The sequence below is a fragment of the Mesorhizobium sp. M7A.F.Ca.US.007.01.2.1 genome, assembly GCF_003998165.1.
Lineage (GTDB): Bacteria > Pseudomonadota > Alphaproteobacteria > Rhizobiales > Rhizobiaceae > Mesorhizobium > Mesorhizobium ciceri.
This window is the reverse complement of record NZ_RZQP01000051.1, coordinates 16,719-34,187: the sequence shown is the minus strand read 5'-3', so window position 1 is coordinate 34,187 and position 17,469 is coordinate 16,719. Positions and strand designations below refer to the sequence as shown.

Annotated in this window: 20 protein-coding genes; 11 read left to right on the top strand and 9 right to left on the bottom strand. The window is 62.5% G+C overall.

Annotated elements, in window-relative coordinates; all coding sequences use genetic code 11:
- Positions 1–599, top strand: a 599-nt coding sequence (locus tag EN949_RS12380) for a RimK family alpha-L-glutamate ligase (RefSeq protein WP_164782494.1), incomplete at its 5' end; no start/stop codon positions are given.
- 20 nt (positions 600–619) lie between these two features.
- Entirely contained in the window at positions 620–880 is a 261-nt protein-coding gene (locus EN949_RS12375; protein ID WP_244514281.1) for a DUF3303 family protein, read from the top strand.
- A gap of 18 nt (positions 881–898) precedes the next feature.
- Here EN949_RS12375 and EN949_RS12370 read toward each other — a convergent pair whose 3' ends face one another.
- Positions 899–1,810 carry a LysR substrate-binding domain-containing protein gene (locus EN949_RS12370; protein WP_064993160.1) on the bottom strand — a complete coding sequence of 304 codons (912 nt, stop codon included), beginning with the start codon at positions 1,808–1,810 and terminating at the stop codon, positions 899–901.
- A 112-nt stretch (positions 1,811–1,922) separates the two neighbouring features.
- Here EN949_RS12370 and EN949_RS12365 point away from each other — a divergent pair, with 112 nt between their 5' ends.
- On the top strand, positions 1,923–2,813 hold the full coding sequence (locus tag EN949_RS12365) for a fatty acid desaturase family protein (RefSeq protein ID WP_127366231.1): 891 nt from the start codon (positions 1,923–1,925) through the stop codon (positions 2,811–2,813).
- An 11-nt stretch (positions 2,814–2,824) separates the two neighbouring features.
- On the opposite strand, the gene EN949_RS12360 is transcribed toward EN949_RS12365, so the two are convergent.
- From EN949_RS12360 to EN949_RS12345, 3 genes are all read right to left on the bottom strand, one after another.
- On the bottom strand, positions 2,825–4,966 hold the full coding sequence (locus tag EN949_RS12360; RefSeq protein WP_127366230.1) for an EAL domain-containing protein: 2,142 nt from the start codon (positions 4,964–4,966) through the stop codon (positions 2,825–2,827).
- Between the two features lie 165 nt (positions 4,967–5,131).
- The gene (locus EN949_RS12350) at positions 5,132–5,767 is read right to left on the bottom strand and encodes an HD family hydrolase (RefSeq protein WP_013532569.1); all 636 of its coding nucleotides are present in this window, start codon (positions 5,765–5,767) and stop codon (positions 5,132–5,134) included.
- Positions 5,767–6,627, bottom strand: a complete 861-nt coding sequence (locus EN949_RS12345; RefSeq protein WP_127366229.1) for a folate-binding protein YgfZ — start codon at positions 6,625–6,627, stop codon at positions 5,767–5,769. The genes EN949_RS12350 and EN949_RS12345 overlap by 1 nt, the downstream gene beginning before the upstream one ends.
- Before the next feature lie 75 nt (positions 6,628–6,702).
- Between EN949_RS12345 and EN949_RS12340 the strand changes: the two genes are divergently transcribed.
- Complete coding sequence (locus EN949_RS12340; protein WP_245459152.1) at positions 6,703–8,034, top strand: dihydroorotase; 1,332 nt, start codon at positions 6,703–6,705, stop codon at positions 8,032–8,034.
- A gap of 33 nt (positions 8,035–8,067) precedes the next feature.
- Here EN949_RS12340 and EN949_RS12335 read toward each other — a convergent pair whose 3' ends face one another.
- From EN949_RS12335 to EN949_RS12320, 4 genes are all read right to left on the bottom strand, one after another.
- On the bottom strand, positions 8,068–8,853 hold the full coding sequence (locus EN949_RS12335; protein ID WP_164755946.1) for a hypothetical protein: 786 nt from the start codon (positions 8,851–8,853) through the stop codon (positions 8,068–8,070).
- Between the two features lie 70 nt (positions 8,854–8,923).
- Entirely contained in the window at positions 8,924–9,181 is a 258-nt protein-coding gene (locus EN949_RS12330; protein ID WP_008874920.1) for a hypothetical protein, read from the bottom strand.
- Between the two features lie 458 nt (positions 9,182–9,639).
- Positions 9,640–10,017, bottom strand: coding sequence for a TIGR02301 family protein (locus EN949_RS12325; protein ID WP_013532565.1), 378 nt, complete (start codon positions 10,015–10,017; stop codon positions 9,640–9,642).
- Positions 10,018–10,098: 81 nt separating this feature from the next.
- Positions 10,099–10,533 carry an NUDIX hydrolase gene (locus EN949_RS12320; RefSeq protein WP_024503054.1) on the bottom strand — a complete coding sequence of 145 codons (435 nt, stop codon included), beginning with the start codon at positions 10,531–10,533 and terminating at the stop codon, positions 10,099–10,101.
- Between the two features lie 128 nt (positions 10,534–10,661).
- Between EN949_RS12320 and EN949_RS12315 the strand changes: the two genes are divergently transcribed.
- The gene (locus EN949_RS12315; RefSeq protein WP_127366227.1) at positions 10,662–11,423 is read left to right on the top strand and encodes an SOS response-associated peptidase; all 762 of its coding nucleotides are present in this window, start codon (positions 10,662–10,664) and stop codon (positions 11,421–11,423) included.
- A gap of 61 nt (positions 11,424–11,484) precedes the next feature.
- Here the strand turns inward: EN949_RS12315 and EN949_RS12310 are convergent, their stop codons facing one another.
- Positions 11,485–11,640 carry a hypothetical protein gene (locus EN949_RS12310; protein ID WP_013532562.1) on the bottom strand — a complete coding sequence of 52 codons (156 nt, stop codon included), beginning with the start codon at positions 11,638–11,640 and terminating at the stop codon, positions 11,485–11,487.
- A 390-nt stretch (positions 11,641–12,030) separates the two neighbouring features.
- Here EN949_RS12310 and cysS point away from each other — a divergent pair, with 390 nt between their 5' ends.
- The 6 genes from cysS to cimA are packed head-to-tail and all read left to right on the top strand — an operon-like array spanning position 12,031 to position 17,393.
- The gene (gene cysS, locus EN949_RS12305) at positions 12,031–13,467 is read left to right on the top strand and encodes a cysteine--tRNA ligase (protein WP_127371309.1); all 1,437 of its coding nucleotides are present in this window, start codon (positions 12,031–12,033) and stop codon (positions 13,465–13,467) included.
- Entirely contained in the window at positions 13,464–13,850 is a 387-nt protein-coding gene (locus EN949_RS12300) for a VOC family protein (protein WP_127366597.1), read from the top strand. Before cysS ends, EN949_RS12300 begins: the two co-directional genes overlap by 4 nt.
- 6 nt (positions 13,851–13,856) lie before the next feature.
- The gene (locus EN949_RS12295; RefSeq protein WP_013532559.1) at positions 13,857–14,348 is read left to right on the top strand and encodes a GFA family protein; all 492 of its coding nucleotides are present in this window, start codon (positions 13,857–13,859) and stop codon (positions 14,346–14,348) included.
- Positions 14,345–14,821, top strand: a complete 477-nt coding sequence (locus EN949_RS12290; RefSeq protein ID WP_013532558.1) for a GFA family protein — start codon at positions 14,345–14,347, stop codon at positions 14,819–14,821. The genes EN949_RS12295 and EN949_RS12290 overlap by 4 nt, the downstream gene beginning before the upstream one ends.
- On the top strand, positions 14,818–15,774 hold the full coding sequence (pip, locus tag EN949_RS12285) for a prolyl aminopeptidase (RefSeq protein ID WP_024503052.1): 957 nt from the start codon (positions 14,818–14,820) through the stop codon (positions 15,772–15,774). The genes EN949_RS12290 and pip overlap by 4 nt, the downstream gene beginning before the upstream one ends.
- On the top strand, positions 15,771–17,393 hold the full coding sequence (cimA, locus tag EN949_RS12280) for a citramalate synthase (protein WP_206523584.1): 1,623 nt from the start codon (positions 15,771–15,773) through the stop codon (positions 17,391–17,393). Before pip ends, cimA begins: the two co-directional genes overlap by 4 nt.
- Positions 17,394–17,469: the final 76 nt, after the last annotated feature.

Here is a 17,469-nt window from a genome sequence, read left to right as displayed (position 1 = left end):
AGCTGATGGCCTACAACAAGGTGCCGGTGCCGCCGACGGTGATGATCGCCGGCACCTCGGATCTCGAACTGGCGGCGCAGACGCTGGGCTTTCCGCTGGTGCTGAAGATCCCGGATTCGTCGTTCTCGCGCGGCGTCAAGAAATGCGCCAATTTCGAGGAACTGAAGACGCTCGCCACCGAATGGCTGGAGGATTCCGACCTTCTGATCGCGCAGAAATTCATTCCGACCGAATATGATTGGCGTGTCGGCGTGCTCGGCGGCCAGCCGCTGTTTGCCGTGCACTATCTGATGGCCAAGAAGCACTGGCAGATCGTCAACCACAAGGCCAACGGCAAGCCCGACCAGGGCGGCATCAAGACCTTCACGCTGAAGGAAACGCCGGCGCATGTCGTCGAGACGGCAGTGAAGGCGGCGCGCTGCATCGGCGACGGGCTCTATGGCGTCGACCTCAAGGAGACCAAGGACGGCGTCTTCGTCATCGAGGTGAATGACAATCCCAACCTCGACCATGGCTGGGAGGATTCCGGTGAGAAGGACGAGGTCTGGGTGCGGCTGACGCAGTGGTTCCTGGAGCGGTTGGACCGGCCGGGGCGGTAGGGTAGGACATGCAATTTATCGTGATCGAGGACTTCACCGGCTGTGATCGCAAGGAGATCTATCGCCGCTTTCGCGACCGCGGCCGCCTGAAACCGGACGAGCTGCTCGTGCACCACAGCTGGATCGCGGCGGACATGAGCCGCTGCTTCCTGCTGGTGGAGGCCGATGACGTCACGCTGCTGCAGCGTTGGGTCATCGAATGGGCGGATCTGGTGGAATTCGAGATCATCCCCGTGGCGACAAACAAGGACATGGCTGAGGCATTGAGCGGGCACCTCTGACCATTGCCGCGTGTCACGTCAACGCAGTGCCGGCGAGCCGACTGCGCGCCGGCACTCGTCGATCAGCCACTGGCGAAACGCGTCCACGACATCGCGTCTGGCGCTGCGCTCCGGGATCGTCAGGCAATAGGGCTGGCGCAGCTCGACCATTTGGGCGAGGGGCCTGACAAGTCGGCCGTCCTCCAGCGCCTCGGCACAGTAGATCCCTTGCGCCAGCGCCACGCCCAATCCCGAAATGGCAAGGTCGAGTGCCGCGCGCGACGAGTTGGCCGAGAGGCCGCGCTGCGCTGCCCGGCCGGGTTCGATGCCGGCCGCCTCGAACCAGTTGTGCCAGGACGGAAAGGACGCACCAGTCGGTCCCCAGCCGGTGTGGATAAGCGGCAGGCTGGCGAGGCCTTCGGGTTTGATCGTGTCGGCCAGCCCGGGTGCACACACGGGATAGACTGCGTCCTGGACGATGTCCTCGGTCGGGTGCTCGCGATAGTGCGGGCCATAAGTGAGCCTGATGTCGATCAACTCACGGTCGAACGGCACCGGGTCATCCTCGCCTCTGAGCGATATGTCGACGGCGCCATGGCTTGAGACAAAACCAGTGAGGCGCTGCGAAAGCCAACCCATGGCCATGGATGGCGGCACCGACACCACGAGGCGCGGGCGGAACGCATCGCCGCCCAGCTGGCGCGCGACGCTGCCGATCTCCTGGAAGGCCATGGTCAGCCTGGGCAGCATCTCGACGCCGGCCTCGGTGAGGACGGCGCGCCGGTTGACGCGATGGAACAGCTTGCGGTCCATCTGCTCCTCGACGGTGCGGATGAGCTGGCTGACGGCGGCGGCGGATACAGAAAGCTCTTCCGCCGCCCCCGCAAAGCTGCCTGTACGGGCCGCAGCCTCGAAAGCCTGAAGTCCTTTGAGAGAGGGAAGTACGGCCATGATCACCGAATAGATAAGTTCAGCTTATCTAAATCGCAGAAATCGTCATTTTTGGAAAGGTTTTTCATGCGCTACAGTGGATTCTATCAAATCCGAGCCTGGATCGAAGCCCGTGGATCATCGCGACGTAATTTCATCGTTGACGCAGGAGGAGCGCAAACGGCTGACCGCCAAGTCTGATGCCGCGGGCCTCGTTCAGCTTGCCGCTCATTGGGGTGCGATCGTGATCCTCGGATCGCTGATCGCCGCCAAAGTGCCGTTCTGGCCGCTGCTGATGCTGCCGCAAGGTCTCCTCATCGTGTTTCTGTTCACGCTGCTGCACGAGACGGTTCATCGCACGGCCTTTGAGGCGCAGCGGCTGAACGATGTCGTGGCGCGGGTGTGCAGCCTGGCGATCGCGCTGCCGGCGGACTGGTTCCGCTACTTCCACTTTGCCCACCATCGATACACGCAAGATCCCGACAATGACCCGGAACTGGCGTTTCCCAAGCCGGAGACATGGCGGCAATACCTCGTCCACATATCCGGCATCCCGTTATGGTGGGGCCACATCAAGACGCTTTATGCCAACGCCGCGGATCGTGGTCGCGAAAGCTACGTTCCGCCAAAGGGCTATGACAAGGTGCGCATCGAGGCACGCGCCATGATTGCCTTTTATGCCGTGCTCCTTCTGCTGGCCGTCTATTTCCGGCTCTCGGTGCTTGTCTATGTCTGGATTTTGCCCGCTCTGTTGGGGCAGCCGTTTCTGCGCCTCTATCTCTTGGCCGAGCACGGTCGTTGTCCGTTCGTCGCCAACATGCTGGAGAACACCAGGACCACATTGACCAACTGGCTGGTCCGCAAGCTGGCGTGGAACATGCCGTTCCATGCCGAGCATCATGCCTATCCCGGCGTGCCGTTTCATCAACTGCCGCGGTTTCATGCGCTGATCGAGCGGCATCTCAAGGTGGTCGAGCCCGGCTATGTCAGCTTCCACGAAAAGTACATCGAGACGCTGCATTGACGATGGCCGGCCTAGCCGGTCTGGCTGTGCGGCCCCCGGGATCTCAACAGGCGCTGGATCTCGGCCGCCTTTGACGGCGCGCCGATCAGAAAGCCCTGCGCCTCGGTGCAGCCATTGCTGCGCAGGATGTCGAGTTGCACCTCGGTCTCGACCCCCTCGGCGGTGACAATGATGCCAAGCTCGGCACCCAGCCCGATGACGGTGCGAACGATCGCCGCGGTGTCGCGATTGCCGAGGTCGTGGATGAACGAACGGTCGATCTTGATCTTGTCGACAGGAAAACGCCTGAGGTAGCCGAGCGACGAATAGCCGGTGCCGAAATCGTCCAGCGCGATGCGGATGCCGAGTTCGCGCAACTGCCGCAGCGTCCTTAGCACCACCTCGCTTTCGTCCATCAGCACGGTTTCGGTGATCTCCAGTTCCAACCGACCGGCTGGCACGCCGGAGAAAGCCAGCGCCGAGATGACGCTGCGGGCGAAGCTGCCGCTTTTAAGTTGCACGGCCGAGACATTGACCGCGACGCGCAGGCCGGCGGGCCAGCGTGCCGCCGCCGTGCAGGCTTTCCTCAGCGCCCATTCTCCAAGCGGCACGATCAATCCGGTTTCTTCGGCGACCGGAATGAAGCTGTCCGGCGCCACCATGCCACGTTCTGGGGAATGCCAGCGCATCAAGGCTTCCGCGCCGACGATCTCGCCGGAGGCGATGTTCATGATGGGTTGGAAATCGAGGTCGAATTCCTGGCGCGACAGTGCGGTCCCGAGGTCGACCTCCAGCGCACGCCGTGCCTGTACCATTGCGTCCATTCCGGGTTCGAAGAACCGATACAGATTGCGGCCTTCGCTCTTCGCCCGGTAAAGCGCTGTATCCGCGTTCCTCAGCAGCGTGTCGGCGTCTCCGCCGTCGTTGGGGAAAACCGCGATGCCCAGGCTGATGCCGATATGCATCTCGCGGCTCTTGTCGCGGAACGGTTTTCCGATTGTCTCGACGATGCGCTTCGCGAGTTTTTCAGCATTGGCAATGCCCTTGAAATTGAACTGGATGATGACGAATTCGTCGCCGCCGAAGCGGGCAACGACGTCGTTTTCATTATGCAGGCAGCGCTGCAGCCGCTCGGCCACGCTCTTCAGCAGCCAGTCGCCGGCCGGATGTCCCCAGGTGTCGTTGACTGCCTTGAAGCGATCGAGATCGAGCGAGAAGATCGCCAGCGGCGTGGCCGCCGTGTCCTCCAGCGCAAGGTCGAGCCGTTCGCGAAACATCGAGCGGTTGGGCAATCCCGTCAGCGTGTCGTGATGCGCAAGATGGGTCATGCGCTCTTCGGTGCGGCGACGTTCGGTGACGTCGTCGAAGGTCACCACCCAGCCGCCGCCATCCATCGGCCGACGTGTGACCAAAACCGTCCTGCCGTCGGTAAGATGCCGATAGGCCGAATGCATTTTTGCCGCCGCCAGACAGGCTTCGGTCTTGGCGACTTCGCTGTCGACATCGATCTTCGTATAGATGCCGAGTTCCAGCAACCGTTCGAGCGCGTCGCGGTGCGTCGTTCCAAGCGGAAAGTCCGCCGGGGTGACCTTGTAGAGCTCCAGAAAACGCCGGTTGCGCACGATCATCTTGCCGTCGGCGTCATACATCAGCAAGCCTTGCGACATGTTGGCGAGCGCTGCGTCGAAGCGGCGGTGCTGCTCCTTGAGATCCTCTTGCGCGCGGCGCTGCTCGGTGATGTCTTCATAGATCGAAACCCAGCCGCCCAGAGCCAGAGGGCGGTGCGAGATGCTGACGATGCGGCCGTCCGACAGTGTTTCTTCGTAGGTCGAGGGCTTCGCCTGATCGATATAGGGCTTGCGGATGGCGTAGAGTTCGTCGGCGGTTTGCGAGGCGACGCCGATATCGACGCTGTGGCGCAGAATGTCGAGGAACCGGATGCCGGGCCTTATCACCCTGGCGTCGAGGCAAAAGATGTGTAGGTAGTTGCCGTTGCAGATGATCATCCGCTCGTCGGCGTCGAACATGCACAGGCCGTGCGACATGTTCTCGACCGCAGCCGAAAAGCGTTGGTTCTGCTCCCGCAGTTCGTCTTCCATGTGGCGGGAGCGGTCCATGCCTTCGGCCTCCCGTTTCGGGACGGCCGAACCATCCTTGGCATCAGCGACGGGCATGAGCGCGCCTGCGGACCGTGATCGAACAAGCTACTGTGGTCGCCGCTGGTTAATTTAGCGTTTTAATGCATGTCGCCCAAAAGTGACCTCGGTTTTGGGGGAATGACATGCATAAAAACAAAGACCTAAAGCGCGTCGCGTGAATCCGTTTCAGCGCGACGCGCTTTAGCCGATTGCGGTCGCCGAAACCTGATGCCGCGACGTCTCGATCGCCGAAAACCGTTTCAGAAACGCGTTCTGCGCCCAGGTCACCGAACGTGGCGTGAAATCGAAGCGGTCGGCATTGAAGCCGCGCGGACGGCCGAAGAACTCGGTCGCCTCGGCGGTCGAAAAGCCGGCGAGCAGCGTTGCCTCGAAATAGGCGGCGATCTGGTCGGCGCGCTTGATCTCCTTGCGCAGCGCAGCACTTGGTTCCGGAGGCAGCGAGAAGCGCAGATGGATGGCGCGCTGCAGCCGTAACTCACAATCCTTGTAGCTGCCGCCCATCACCGATTTGAACGGCGAGATCATGTCGCCGATGACATATTCGGGGGCGTCGTGCAGCAGGGCCGCCAACCGGGCGTCGGCCGAAGCCTCGGGCACCAGGTCGCAGAACAGCGCTTCGACCAGCAGCGAGTGCTGGGCGACCGAAAACGCATGCTCGCCGCTGGTCTGGCCGTTCCAGCGGGCAACGCGGGCGAGCCCGTGCGCAATGTCCGAAATCTCGATGTCGAGCGGCGAGGGGTCGAGCAAATCGAGCCGGCGGCCCGACAGCATGCGCTGCCAGGCGCGTGCCGGCGCGCCGACGCGGTCGGCCGCCATCAGGCCTCCTCCGCGCTGACGGCTTCCTGCGGGAAGGCGAATTTTGCCCAACCGGGAATGGCCAGCGTTAACGGAACGTCCCCGGCCATGATCGGCTGGCCGGCATCGAGCGCCGCCTTGACCCGGTCGATGCGCGCAATGGCCAGACCGGTCGTGTCTACGGTCGAGCCGAGCGTGCCAACCGGCCTGCCTGCGACGGTCAGTTCGGTGCCGGGCGCGGGCAGGGGCCTGTCGGCCGATGCAATCAGCACGCGCCGCCTGGCCGTGCCGCGATGCTGCATGCGCGAGACGACCTCCTGGCCGACATAGCAGCCCTTCTTGAAGCCGATGCCGCCGGTTTCGTCCAGCAGCACATCGTGGGGGAAGGCGTCTCCGAGTTGGTAGTCGCTGCCGCTTTCGGCAATGCCGCCGACAATGCGGAAGGCTTGCCACGCGGCAAGATCGCCGCGCTCATCCGTTTCGCCATAGGAACGCGTGACGGCACCCTTCGGAAAGCGTGTGTCGGCGGCCGCCGTTGAATCAGATTGTGAGGGTGTTGATTCATGTCCCCACGCGACGGTGACAAACGCCTGATCGGATTTGGTAATCTCGACCTTGGCGCGCAGTTTGTAGAGCGTCAGCCGGCGTACGAAATCGTCCGATATGTCGGCACGGCATTCGAGCCGGAATGCATTCTCGCCGGTGCGGGAGATCAGGAAATCGAACAGGATCTTGCCTTGCGGCGTCAGCAGCGCACCGGGTTTGGCTTCGCCGGGAGCCAGGATGTCGAGATCGGTGGTCAGGATGTTCTGCAAAAAATGCTCGGCATCCGGACCTGATACGGAAATGAGGGCGCGGTCTTTGAGCTGGGCACAGGGCATGGGCGGAAAAGCAACCTGATCTTGCAAAATGGTCGGCCTTTACGTAAGCCGCTGGCACTCCCCCCGCAAGAGAGCATGGCCATGATCTACGACCTCATCCTGACAGGCGGCACAGTGGTCAACCATGACGGCGAAGGGGCTCGCGACATCGGCGTGAAGGACGGGCGCATCGCTGCCATCGGCGATCTCCGCCAGGCCTCGGCCGGCGAGACGATCGACTGCCGCGGCCTGCATGTCCTGCCGGGTGTCGTCGACAGCCAGGTGCATTTTCGCGAGCCGGGACTGGAGCACAAGGAAGATTTGGAAACGGGTTCGCGCGCTGCCGTGCTTGGCGGCGTCACCGCCGTGTTCGAGATGCCCAACACCAATCCGCTGACCACCAGCGAGGCAGCGCTTGCCGACAAGGTCCGGCGCGGCACGGGGCGCATGCATTGCGATTTCGCCTTCTGGGTCGGCGGCACCCGCGAGAATGCCGGGGATGTCGGCGAGCTTGAGCGGCTGCCGGGTGCGGCCGGGATCAAGGTTTTCATGGGCTCGTCCACTGGCGACCTGCTGGTCGAGGATGACGAGGGCGTGGCGTCGATCCTGAGAAACACGCGCCGGCGCGCCGCCTTTCATTCGGAAGACGAATTCCGGCTGCGCGAGCGCCTTGGCGAACGCATCGAAGGCGACCCGGCATCGCACCCTGTCTGGCGCGACGAGATCGCCGCCTTGCGCTGTACCGAACGGCTGGTACGCATTGCGCGAAACGCCCGTGCCCGCATCCATGTTCTACACATCTCGACCGCCGAGGAGATTGTGTTCCTCGAACAACACAAGGATGTCGCGACCTGCGAGGCGACGCCACATCATTTGACGCTGAGCGCCGACGACTATCTCAGGCTTGGCACGCTGATCCAGATGAACCCGCCGGTGCGTGCCGCGCGCCATCGCGATGGCGTCTGGCATGGCATTGCGCAAGGCATCGTCGATGTGCTCGGCTCCGACCACGCGCCGCACACGCTGGCCGAGAAGGCAAAGCCCTATCCGGCCTCACCGTCGGGGATGACCGGCGTGCAGACGCTGGTGCCGATCATGCTCGACCACGTCAATGCCGGCCGGCTGACCTTGCAGCGCTTTGTCGACCTGTCTAGCCACGGCCCGCAGCGGATCTTCGGCATGGCGAGAAAGGGCCGCATCGCTGCCGGCTACGACGCCGACTTCACCATCGTCGATATGAAGCGGCGCCAGACCATCACCAATGCGCAGGCCGGCTCGAAAGCCGGCTGGACGCCTTATGACGGGAGAGAAGTGGTCGGCTGGCCGGTCGGCACCGTCATTCGCGGCCGCCGCGTGATGTGGGAAGGCGAGATCGCTACGCCAAGCCAGGGTAGGGCGGTGGAGTTTTCTGAGGCATTGCCCCGCTAGGCTCCCTACCCCCGTGGGTGGGAAGAGCCGCTCTCAATCCCCGGCGACGAAGAATGACCACTGTCCGCTAGGGGTGATACCGACGCGATAGAAAATATAGGCGCCGAACTGCTTCATGTCGTCGAAATCGCCAGCGGTGACGATCTTGAACAGTTCGACCCGCTGCTTGGCGTCCAGCTTGTCCAGCGGTAGGGCGAAGAAATACGGCCACACATAGAGCTCTTGTGGCGTGCCGGCATCGAGGTGGACGTAGCCGGCATCGAGCACCTCCTCCAGGATGGCCAGGATTTCCTGGCCGTCCGGGTCGCCCGAGAGGCCCTTGAGGAAGGCGACGGCATCGCCATCAATGTCGGTTAGGGACAATTGCGTTGTGTTGTCGCCCGTGCCGATCAACGGCCGCAACTTTTCGATATCGCCGCCCTTGCAGGCTTCGACGATCAAATCATGCATGCGCCGCACTGGTTCCGGCAGCTTGCCGAGATCGTAGATGACCTCGGGCACCGGCGTGTCCGGATCGACGCGTGGCCTGGTCACGCCGCCATCCGCCGGACTGTCCGGCTCGGCTTCGGCAGGAGCAGTCGGCTGGCTAGACGGCGGCGGCGTCCCGACCGGGTTGGGCATTGGCACGGTGCTTCCGGGGGGCGACATGTCGTCGGCCGGCGCCGTGACCGTCGGGGGGAGCTCTTCGCGCTTGATTTCGCTCAGCGCATAGGCGGGGCTGCTCGCGAGACACACAACCAGGGGGATCGCGGCACAGCAAGCGGCGAAAGAGATGCGAAGGACCAAGCCACGCGGCTTGCCTGACATCGAAAAACTCACTGCCCGTTTCTCCCTGCTTACGGGCATGACGCCCGAGCGGCATATTGCCGTCAAAGAACCGGACGTCGGTTCAGTGCCGCAGCCGTTCAGGTTCGAAGGCGCCAGCAATCACCTTTTCACGCATACGGTCGAGCAGGGCAAGGGCCGAGGTCTCGCCATTGGCACGCAACATCTCGCCGAAGGCTGTTTCGAGCGCTGCTTCGGCAATGATCTCGGGCTCTATCCCGGCGGAGAGACCTTCCGCCCAGGCCTCGCTGTGGCTTTCCACGGCGGTCAAGCGTTTTTCTTCCCTGACCAGCGCGTCGATGTCGTTGACACCATGTTCCATAAGCGAATGTCCACCCTTTCAAGCTGCGATCCATTGATGTGGATCAGGCCTGATCTGTTCATTTCACACGCAGGGACAATTAAGTATTTGTAAATACGACATTTTTTTGATCGTCTTTTACAAAGCCCGATTGCCTTGTGCGAAGCTGCGTTCAGTTCGAGTCAAACTTAGCCGATTGGGGCGGCCTGCGGGGCGAAAACCTTCAGTTTGAGTTAATTCCGCTTTCGCGCGGTAAGGTTTCGTTAATACTGTTGCAGAAGTGCAACATGAGGATTGCACCAAGATATCGCCTGGCACAAGCCGATATATCGGCTGTACCCAGCAATGGTTCGGATAGTTGTCGATGAGCGAGTGCCTAAAGCGCGCCGCGTTTGAACGGATTCAGGCGAGGCGCTTTAGGTTTTCGTTTTTATGCGTGTCGTTCTCCCAAAACCGCAGCCACTTTTGGGCGACATGCATTAGTTGCCGTAACGCGAGGCGATGTCGCGAGACAGCGTCTCGCCTTCCTTCATGTAGCGGCTGATGGCTTCGGTCGCCGAGGGCGTGCACCTCGTATAGGTGCCGCCGAAGGAGCGGTAGCCGCGATTGAAGCTGGCAATGAAGCGGGCGCGCCGCTCGGCGTCCGGATTTTCCGAATCGAGCAGTTTTGTCATCTCGACACGCCACTGGTCGCCCTTTTCGCCGCACAGATTGCGCAGGAAATGCAGCGAGCCCAGAACCTCCGCCAGCCGCATCAACCCGGGCTCGAACGGCGACTCGGCGCTGAGCGCGGGCCGTATCGAAACGGTCGCGCCGACCGCAAGACACACGGCGAGGAGCATGGATGGACGATTCATAAGCCTTCTCTACCAGCTGCGTGGCTCTGCTAAACAGCATAAGTCTTTGTGGCGAAACAATTTGTGGCCCGCAAGTTGATTTCAGGACAGCAGTCCGGCGTTTCCGCCGGGGGCCAACAAGTCTTCGGCGACCGCGAATACCGAGCCTGCCAGCGGCAGCGCCGCCATCTCGCTGAGCGTATAGAAGGCCGCCGTCTCCGCATCGTCGCTGGCCACGGCCTCGCCGCCGGCATAGGCGGCGCCGAAGACTGTGAGGAGATAATCGACCGGGTGGCTGTCATCCCGGCCGTCGATGTGGATTTCCCGCAGCGGGCGATAATTTGTGGCACGCAAACCGGTTTCTTCCTGAAGTTCGCGCTCTGCCGCTGCCTCCAGCGTCTCACCAGGCTCGACCTTGCCGCCCGGAAAGGCATAGAGCCCTTGCGACGGTTGCCGGGCTCGCTTGACCAGAAGCACGGTGTCTGCCCGCACGACGGCGACCGAGACTGCCGGAAGTATTTTGCGCGCTTCGTTCATGGATTCCCAATCAGGCTGAAGGCCGGTCAGTTGTGGACCGGCCAGCGTGGACAAGTTTTAGCGGTTGCGCAACGCCGGTTCCATCGCCACTTTCAGAAACCGAACCTTTCGAAGGGCACCAATCGACCATGTGCGGACGTTTCGCCTTGACCGCGACGCCGGATCAGACCGCTGCCTTTCTGGACGTGGCGGGGCTTGAGGATTTCCCGGCGCGCTACAACATCGCCCCGACGCAGCCGATCCTGATGGCGGTCGCCGGCCCTCCGCAGGCGCCGGGCTTCAATCTGCCGGACCGGCAGCCAATGCTGGTGCGCTGGGGGCTGATCCCGACCTGGGTGAAGGATACACGCGAGTTTCCGCTGCTGTTCAACGCGCGCTCCGAAGGGGCTGCCGAAAAGGCGTCGTTCAAGGCCGCCATGCGCCATCGCCGCGCTTTGGTGCCGGCGTCCGGCTTTTATGAATGGCGGCAAACCGGTGGCAAGAAGGGGCAGCCTTACTGGATACGCCCCAGGCATGGCGGGTTGGTTGCCTTCGCCGGGCTGATCGAGACCTATGCCGAGCCGGGGGGTTCGGAAATGGACACCGGCGCCATCCTGACCATCAACGCCAATGCCGACATCGCGCATATCCACGACCGCATGCCGGTGGTGATCGATCCCAGGGATTTCACACGTTGGCTGGATTGCCGCACGCTCGAACCGCGCGATGTCGCCGATCTGTTGCGACCGGCACAGCTCGATTTCTTCGAGGCAATTCCGGTCTCCGACCTCGTCAACAAGGTCGCCAACACCGGACCGGAGATTCAGGAGCGGGGCGAGATCGGGCCGGAGCCCGAGAAGGTCAAGCGCCAGAAGTCCGGCGCGGACGACAGTCAGATGAGGTTGTTCTAGCAGAGGGCGCGCGCGTCGGCGCCTTCATTTCTGGCGCCATTGGCGCCGGCCGCACACCCCTTCAGGCAGCGCGGGGCGAAACGATCTTCTGCGCCGGCTTTTTCTTCTTGGCGGTATGGAGAAGGGCGGCGACGATCGCGGCCGGGCCGATTGCGCGATAGTGGTTGGCCAGCGCCGGCTGCTTGGCGCGGTTGGCTTCCTGCTTGGTTCGGGGCATGTCTCTCTTCCCTGGTAACATTTTCGTGTCTGCGTTTGATGGCCGATTCTGACCAAATCGTGACGCCTGCTGATCTAGCCGGCGAATGTTTCATGACTGTGCCGACATGTTTAATAAAATGTTTCAGTGCATCATTACCTGTGACCCAGCGACGGTTTTGCCGAAACTTGCGACTTGACGGCAACACAAGCCAAGGCGATAAAGCCGCCCATGAAAACGTCTTTCGCCATTTGTGGCATTTGCATTATTGGCTAGCCTCGCGCTGGTCCGGACGTTTTCGCCTCATCTTTCCCCAGATTGGACAAACGCCCCGGCCAGCAGGCTGGAGCCTGATTTGCGTTCGCGCAGGGCTGGCTTCGTCGAATTGAGTTCTGAACCGGGAAGGCACGAATGTCCGACGCATCGCAGGGCCTGCGCCTCTACAACACGCTGACGCGGACGAAAGAGGATTTCGTTCCGATCGACCCTGACAATGTGCGCATGTATGTTTGCGGCCCGACCGTCTACGACTTTGCTCATATCGGCAATGCCAGGCCGGTGATCGTCTTCGACGTGCTGTTCCGCTTGCTGCGCCATCTCTATGGGCAGACGCACGTCACCTATGTGCGCAACATCACCGACGTAGACGACAAGATCAATGCGCGCGCTTTGCGCGATTTCGGCGGCGAGATCGCTTCCGGCACGCTGTCGTTGAATGAGGCGATCAGGCGGGTCACCGAAAAGACCGCCGACCAGTTCCACAGCGACGTGGCGGTTCTCGGCTGCCTGGAGCCGACGGTCGAGCCGCGCGCCACCGAATTCGTCGAGCCCCGTGCCGACGGCAAGGTCGACATGGTCACCTTGATTCAAAGCCTGATCGAACGCGGCCATGCCTATGTTGCTGCGGGCGAAGTCCTGTTCGACACGGCGTCGATGCCCGACTACGGCCAGCTGTCGAAGCGCAATCTCGACGAGCAGCAGGCCGGTGCTCGCGTCGCCGTCGACGCGCATAAGAAAAATCCCGGCGATTTTGTCCTCTGGAAGTTGTCGTCACCGGAGGAGCCGGGCTGGAATTCGCCATGGGGCAGGGGTCGGCCGGGCTGGCACATCGAGTGCTCGGCGATGTCGGCCGCCTATCTCGGCGAGGTCTTCGACATCCATGGCGGCGGCCTCGACCTGATCTTCCCGCACCATGAAAACGAGATCGCCCAGTCGCGTTGCGCCCATGGCACCGAAATGATGGCCAACATCTGGATGCACAACGGCTTCCTGCAGGTCGAAGGGCAGAAAATGTCGAAGAGCCTCGGCAACTTCTACTCGATCAACGAACTCCTGGAGACCGAGACCTTCGGCGGCCGCAAATGGCCGGGCGAGGTGCTGCGGCTGGCGATGCTGATGACGCATTATCGCGAGCCGATCGACTTTTCCGTGCGCAAGCTGGAAGAGGCCGAGAACACCCTGCGAAAATGGAAGCGGGGGGCCGACCTCGCGCCGACGGCGGCGGGACAGGTGCCCGTGGAGATCATCGACGCCTTGTCGGACGATCTCGCCACCTATGCCACCTTCCAGATCCTGACCCAGTTGGCCGGCGAGGCAGTGGACGGCAACGATGCCGCTGCATCGCTGAAGGCGTCGCTGCTGTTCCTCGGCTTCGACGTCGCGTCGGCGAAGGTTGATGAAGGCCACGTCGCCAAGGCCATCGCCAAGCGTCTCGCGTTCATCGCCGCCAAGAACTGGGCCGAAGCCGACCGCATCCGCGACGACCTGCTGGCCCAAGGGATACAGTTGAAGGACGGCAAGGACCCGGTCACAGGCGAACGCATCACCACCTGGGAGGTAAAAAGATGATCGATCATCTCGGCATCAACGTTGCCGATTTCGACGCTTCGAAGGCTTTCTATGACAAGGCGATGGCGCCGCTTGGTGCCGCGCTGTTGTATATGGTGCCGCTGGAGTACACCGGCGGTAAAAAGGTCGGTGGCTACGGTCGCGATCGGCCGGTATTCTGGCTGCAGGAAGGCGAGGATGGTCAGAAGGCCCATCAGCACGTCGCCTTCACCGCGCGCAGCCGCGCCGAGGTCGAAGCCTTCTATGGTGCGGCGCTTGCCGCCGGCGGCAAGGACAATGGCGAGCCGGGCCTGCGCCCGCACTATCACCCGGACTACTATGGCGCCTTCGTCCTCGATCCCGACGGCAACAACGTCGAGGCCGTCTGCCATGCGCCGGAGTGATCAGCGATGAGCCTCGACAACCGACCGATCTACACCGGCGGCTGCCAGTGCGGCGCGGTGCGCTTTCGCGTTGAAGGCGCTTTGGGCGACGCTTCGGTCTGCCATTGCCGCATGTGCCAGAAGGCGTTCGGCGCGTTCTACGCGCCGCTGGTTTCAGTGCGTGGCGCCAGGCTCGACTGGACGCGCGGCGAGCCGAAATACTTCCGTTCGTCCAACCATGTCGATCGCGGTTTTTGCGCCGATTGCGGCACGCCGCTGACCTTCACCGCGCCGGACGGGGTTGGCCTCGCCATCGGTGCTTTCGACAATCCAGCGGAGATCGTGCCGCTGATTCAATGGGGGATCGAGGCAAAGCTGCCCTATGTCGACTCGATCCCGCAACTGCCGGGCGAGGACACCATGGCCGACATGTCGTCGGCCTCCTATCTGGCCGATCTCGTTTCCTACCAGCACCCCGACCACGACACCGAACAATGGCCGCCAAAGGAAAGATCATGACCGATCAGGTAAGAACCGGCGGCTGCCAGTGTGGCGCCGTGCGCTTCCGCGTTCATGGAGCGCTCGGCCGTCCGTCCATCTGCCATTGCCGCATGTGCCAGAAGCAGTTCGGCTCGTTCTTCGGCGCGCTGGTCACGGTGCCCAGAGATGGCGTCGAATGGACCCATGAAGAGCCGAGTTACTTCCAGTCGTCGGTCAACATCGATCGTGGTTTCTGCGCCCGCTGCGGCACGCCGCTGACATATCGGCAGCCCGGCGGGCTGGAAATCGCGATCGGTGCCTTCGACGACCGTTCGGACCTGGCACCGCAGATCCAGGTCAACTATGCCGCGCGGTTGCCCTGGGTGGAGACGATCTTCGATCAGCCCGTCCACCAGGATCCTGATTATTACAACAGGCAGGAATCCATCATCTCCTTCCAGCACCCAGACCATGAAACGCCGGACTGGCCGACCAAAGGTTTACAACTATGAGCAGTCAATTGCGTACGCTTTATCCCGAGATCGAGGCGTTCGATTCCGGCATGCTCGATGTCGGCGACGGCCACCAGGTCTACTGGGAGCGTTCCGGCACCAAAGGCGCCAAGCCGGCGGTGTTCCTGCATGGCGGGCCGGGCGGCACCATTTCGCCAAAACACCGGCGGCTGTTCGACCCGAAGCTCTACGATGTCATCCTGTTCGACCAGCGTGGCTGCGGAAAATCGACGCCCAACGCCTCGCTCGAAGCCAACACGACATGGCACCTGGTCGCCGACATCGAACGGCTGCGCGAAATGGCCGGCTTCGACAAATGGCTGGTGTTCGGCGGCTCCTGGGGGTCGACGCTTGCGCTCGCCTACGCCGAGACCCATCCAGAACGCGTCAGCGAACTGGTGGTGCGCGGCATCTACACGCTGACGCGTGCGGAACTGGAATGGTACTATCAGTTCGGCGTCTCGGAAATGTTCCCGGACAAATGGGAGCGCTTCCTGGCGCCGATCCCGGAGGCCGAGCGCAGCGACATGATGGCCGCCTATCGCAAGCGGCTGGTCGGCACGGATCGAAAGGCGCAGATCGAGGCGGCCCGCGCCTGGAGCCTGTGGGAAGGCGAAACGATCACGCTGTTGCCGGAGCCTGAGACAAGCGGTCCGTTTGGGCAGGACGACTATGCCGTTGCGTTCGCCCGCATCGAGAACCACTATTTCGTCCATGCCGGCTGGCTGGAAGAGGGACAATTGCTGCGCGACGCGCACAGGCTGAGCGACATCCCCGGCACCATCGTCCATGGCCGCTACGACATGCCATGCCCGGCGCGCTATGCCTGGGCGCTGCACAAGGCCTGGCCAAAGGCGGATTTCCATCTGATCGAGGGCGCCGGCCATGCTTATTCGGAGCCGGGTATCCTCGACCGGCTGATCCGCGCGACGGACAAGTTTGCAGGCAAATGACCATGACCCGCGAGCGCCTCTATCTCTTCGACACCACGTTGCGCGATGGCCAGCAGACGCCGGGCATCGACTTTTCCGTCGAGGACAAGATCGCCATCGCAAAACTGCTTGACGCTTTTGGCCTCGACTATGTCGAAGGCGGCTATCCCGGCGCCAACCCGACCGACACCGCCTTCTTCCAGGAGAAGCGCACGGAGCGCGCCAAATTCGTCGCCTTCGGCATGACCAAGCGGGCAGGGGTGTCGGCGTCCAACGATCCCGGCCTAGCGTCTCTTGTGCAATCGAAATCGGATGCCATCTGCTTCGTCGCCAAGAGCTGGGACTACCACGTCCGTGTCGCGCTCGGCTGCACCAATGAGGAGAACCTCGACGCCATCAAGGCCTCCGTCGAGGCGGCGATCGCCGCCGGCAAGGAGGCATTGGTCGACTGCGAGCATTTCTTCGATGGCATCAAGGCCAATCCCGACTACGCGCTGGCCTGCGCCAGGACCGCCTATGATGCCGGGGCGCGCTGGGTGGTGCTGTGCGACACCAATGGCGGCACGCAGCCATCGGAAGTCCGCGCCATCGTCGAGAAGGTTATTTTATCAGGTATTTCGGGCGATCATCTCGGTATCCATGCCCATGACGACACCGGCCAGGCCGTGGCGAATTCCCTCGCCGCTGTCGAGGCTGGCGTGCGCCAGATCCAGGGCACGCTCAACGGCATCGGGGAGCGCTGCGGCAACGCCAATTTGATCTCGATCGTGCCGACGCTGGCGCTAAAGCCGGCCTTCGCCGATCGTTTCGAAACTGGCATTTCGGCTGAGGCGTTGACAGGCATTTCCAGGTTGTCGCGCGCATTTGACGAACTCCTGAACCGAGCGCCAGAGGCGCAAGCGCCCTATGTCGGCGCTTCCGCCTTCGCCACCAAGGCGGGTATCCACGCATCCGCACTGGCCAAGGAGCCGGCGACCTATGAGCACGTCCCCCCCGAAACCGTCGGCAACCGCCGCCGTGTCATGGTCTCGGACCAGGGCGGCAAGGCCAATTTCCTCGCCGAGCTGAGGCGACGCGGCATCGAGGTGCCGAAGGACGATCACCGGCTCGACGCGCTGATATCCGTGGTCAAGGAGCGCGAGGCCGAGGGCTATGCCTATGAAGGCGCCGATGCCAGCTTCGAACTCCTCGCCCGCAAGATGCTGCACGGCCTGCCGGAATTCTTCAACGTCACCTCGTTCCGCTGCATGGTCGAGCGCCGCTTCGACGCCAACGGCCAGTTGAAGACGGTCTCCGAAGCGATCGTCAAGGTGGTGGTCGATGGCGAGGAGAAGATGTCGGTGGCCGAAGGGCATGGCCCGGTCAACGCGCTCGACATCGCGCTGCGCAAGGACCTCGGCAAATTCCAGGGCGAGATCGCCGACATGGAGCTGGCCGACTTCAAGGTGCGTATCCTCAATGGCGGTACCGAGGCGATCACCCGCGTTCTGATCGAATCGCATGACGGCACCGGCGCACGCTGGTGGACGGTGGGCGTTTCCGAGAACATCATAGACGCCTCGTTCCAGGCGCTGATGGATTCCATCGTCTACAAGCTGATGAAGAACCGCGAGATGGCCGGACTGGTGGCCGCCGAATAGGGTTGAACCATCAGCGAAAGTCCATTGATCCATCAGAACTTTGCGATGGTCTTGCCAAGGTGACTGGGCCATAGCG

Coding starts and splice junctions, on each gene's coding strand:
- EN949_RS12370 (WP_064993160.1), bottom strand. CDS start 1,810: ATGGCCGTACTTCCCTCTCTCAAAGGACTTCAGGCTTTCGAGGCTGCG.
- EN949_RS12360 (WP_127366230.1), bottom strand. CDS start 4,966: ATGCCCGTCGCTGATGCCAAGGATGGTTCGGCCGTCCCGAAACGGGAG.
- EN949_RS12350 (WP_013532569.1), bottom strand. CDS start 5,767: ATGGCGGCCGACCGCGTCGGCGCGCCGGCACGCGCCTGGCAGCGCATG.
- EN949_RS12345 (WP_127366229.1), bottom strand. CDS start 6,627: ATGCCCTGTGCCCAGCTCAAAGACCGCGCCCTCATTTCCGTATCAGGT.
- EN949_RS12340 (WP_245459152.1), top strand. CDS start 6,703: ATGGCCATGATCTACGACCTCATCCTGACAGGCGGCACAGTGGTCAAC.
- EN949_RS12330 (WP_008874920.1), bottom strand. CDS start 9,181: ATGGAACATGGTGTCAACGACATCGACGCGCTGGTCAGGGAAGAAAAA.
- EN949_RS12325 (WP_013532565.1), bottom strand. CDS start 10,017: ATGAATCGTCCATCCATGCTCCTCGCCGTGTGTCTTGCGGTCGGCGCG.
- EN949_RS12320 (WP_024503054.1), bottom strand. CDS start 10,533: ATGAACGAAGCGCGCAAAATACTTCCGGCAGTCTCGGTCGCCGTCGTG.
- EN949_RS12315 (WP_127366227.1), top strand. CDS start 10,662: ATGTGCGGACGTTTCGCCTTGACCGCGACGCCGGATCAGACCGCTGCC.
- EN949_RS12310 (WP_013532562.1), bottom strand. CDS start 11,640: ATGCCCCGAACCAAGCAGGAAGCCAACCGCGCCAAGCAGCCGGCGCTG.
- cysS (WP_127371309.1), top strand. CDS start 12,031: ATGTCCGACGCATCGCAGGGCCTGCGCCTCTACAACACGCTGACGCGG.
- EN949_RS12300 (WP_127366597.1), top strand. CDS start 13,464: ATGATCGATCATCTCGGCATCAACGTTGCCGATTTCGACGCTTCGAAG.
- EN949_RS12295 (WP_013532559.1), top strand. CDS start 13,857: ATGAGCCTCGACAACCGACCGATCTACACCGGCGGCTGCCAGTGCGGC.
- EN949_RS12290 (WP_013532558.1), top strand. CDS start 14,345: ATGACCGATCAGGTAAGAACCGGCGGCTGCCAGTGTGGCGCCGTGCGC.
- pip (WP_024503052.1), top strand. CDS start 14,818: ATGAGCAGTCAATTGCGTACGCTTTATCCCGAGATCGAGGCGTTCGAT.
- cimA (WP_206523584.1), top strand. CDS start 15,771: ATGACCATGACCCGCGAGCGCCTCTATCTCTTCGACACCACGTTGCGC.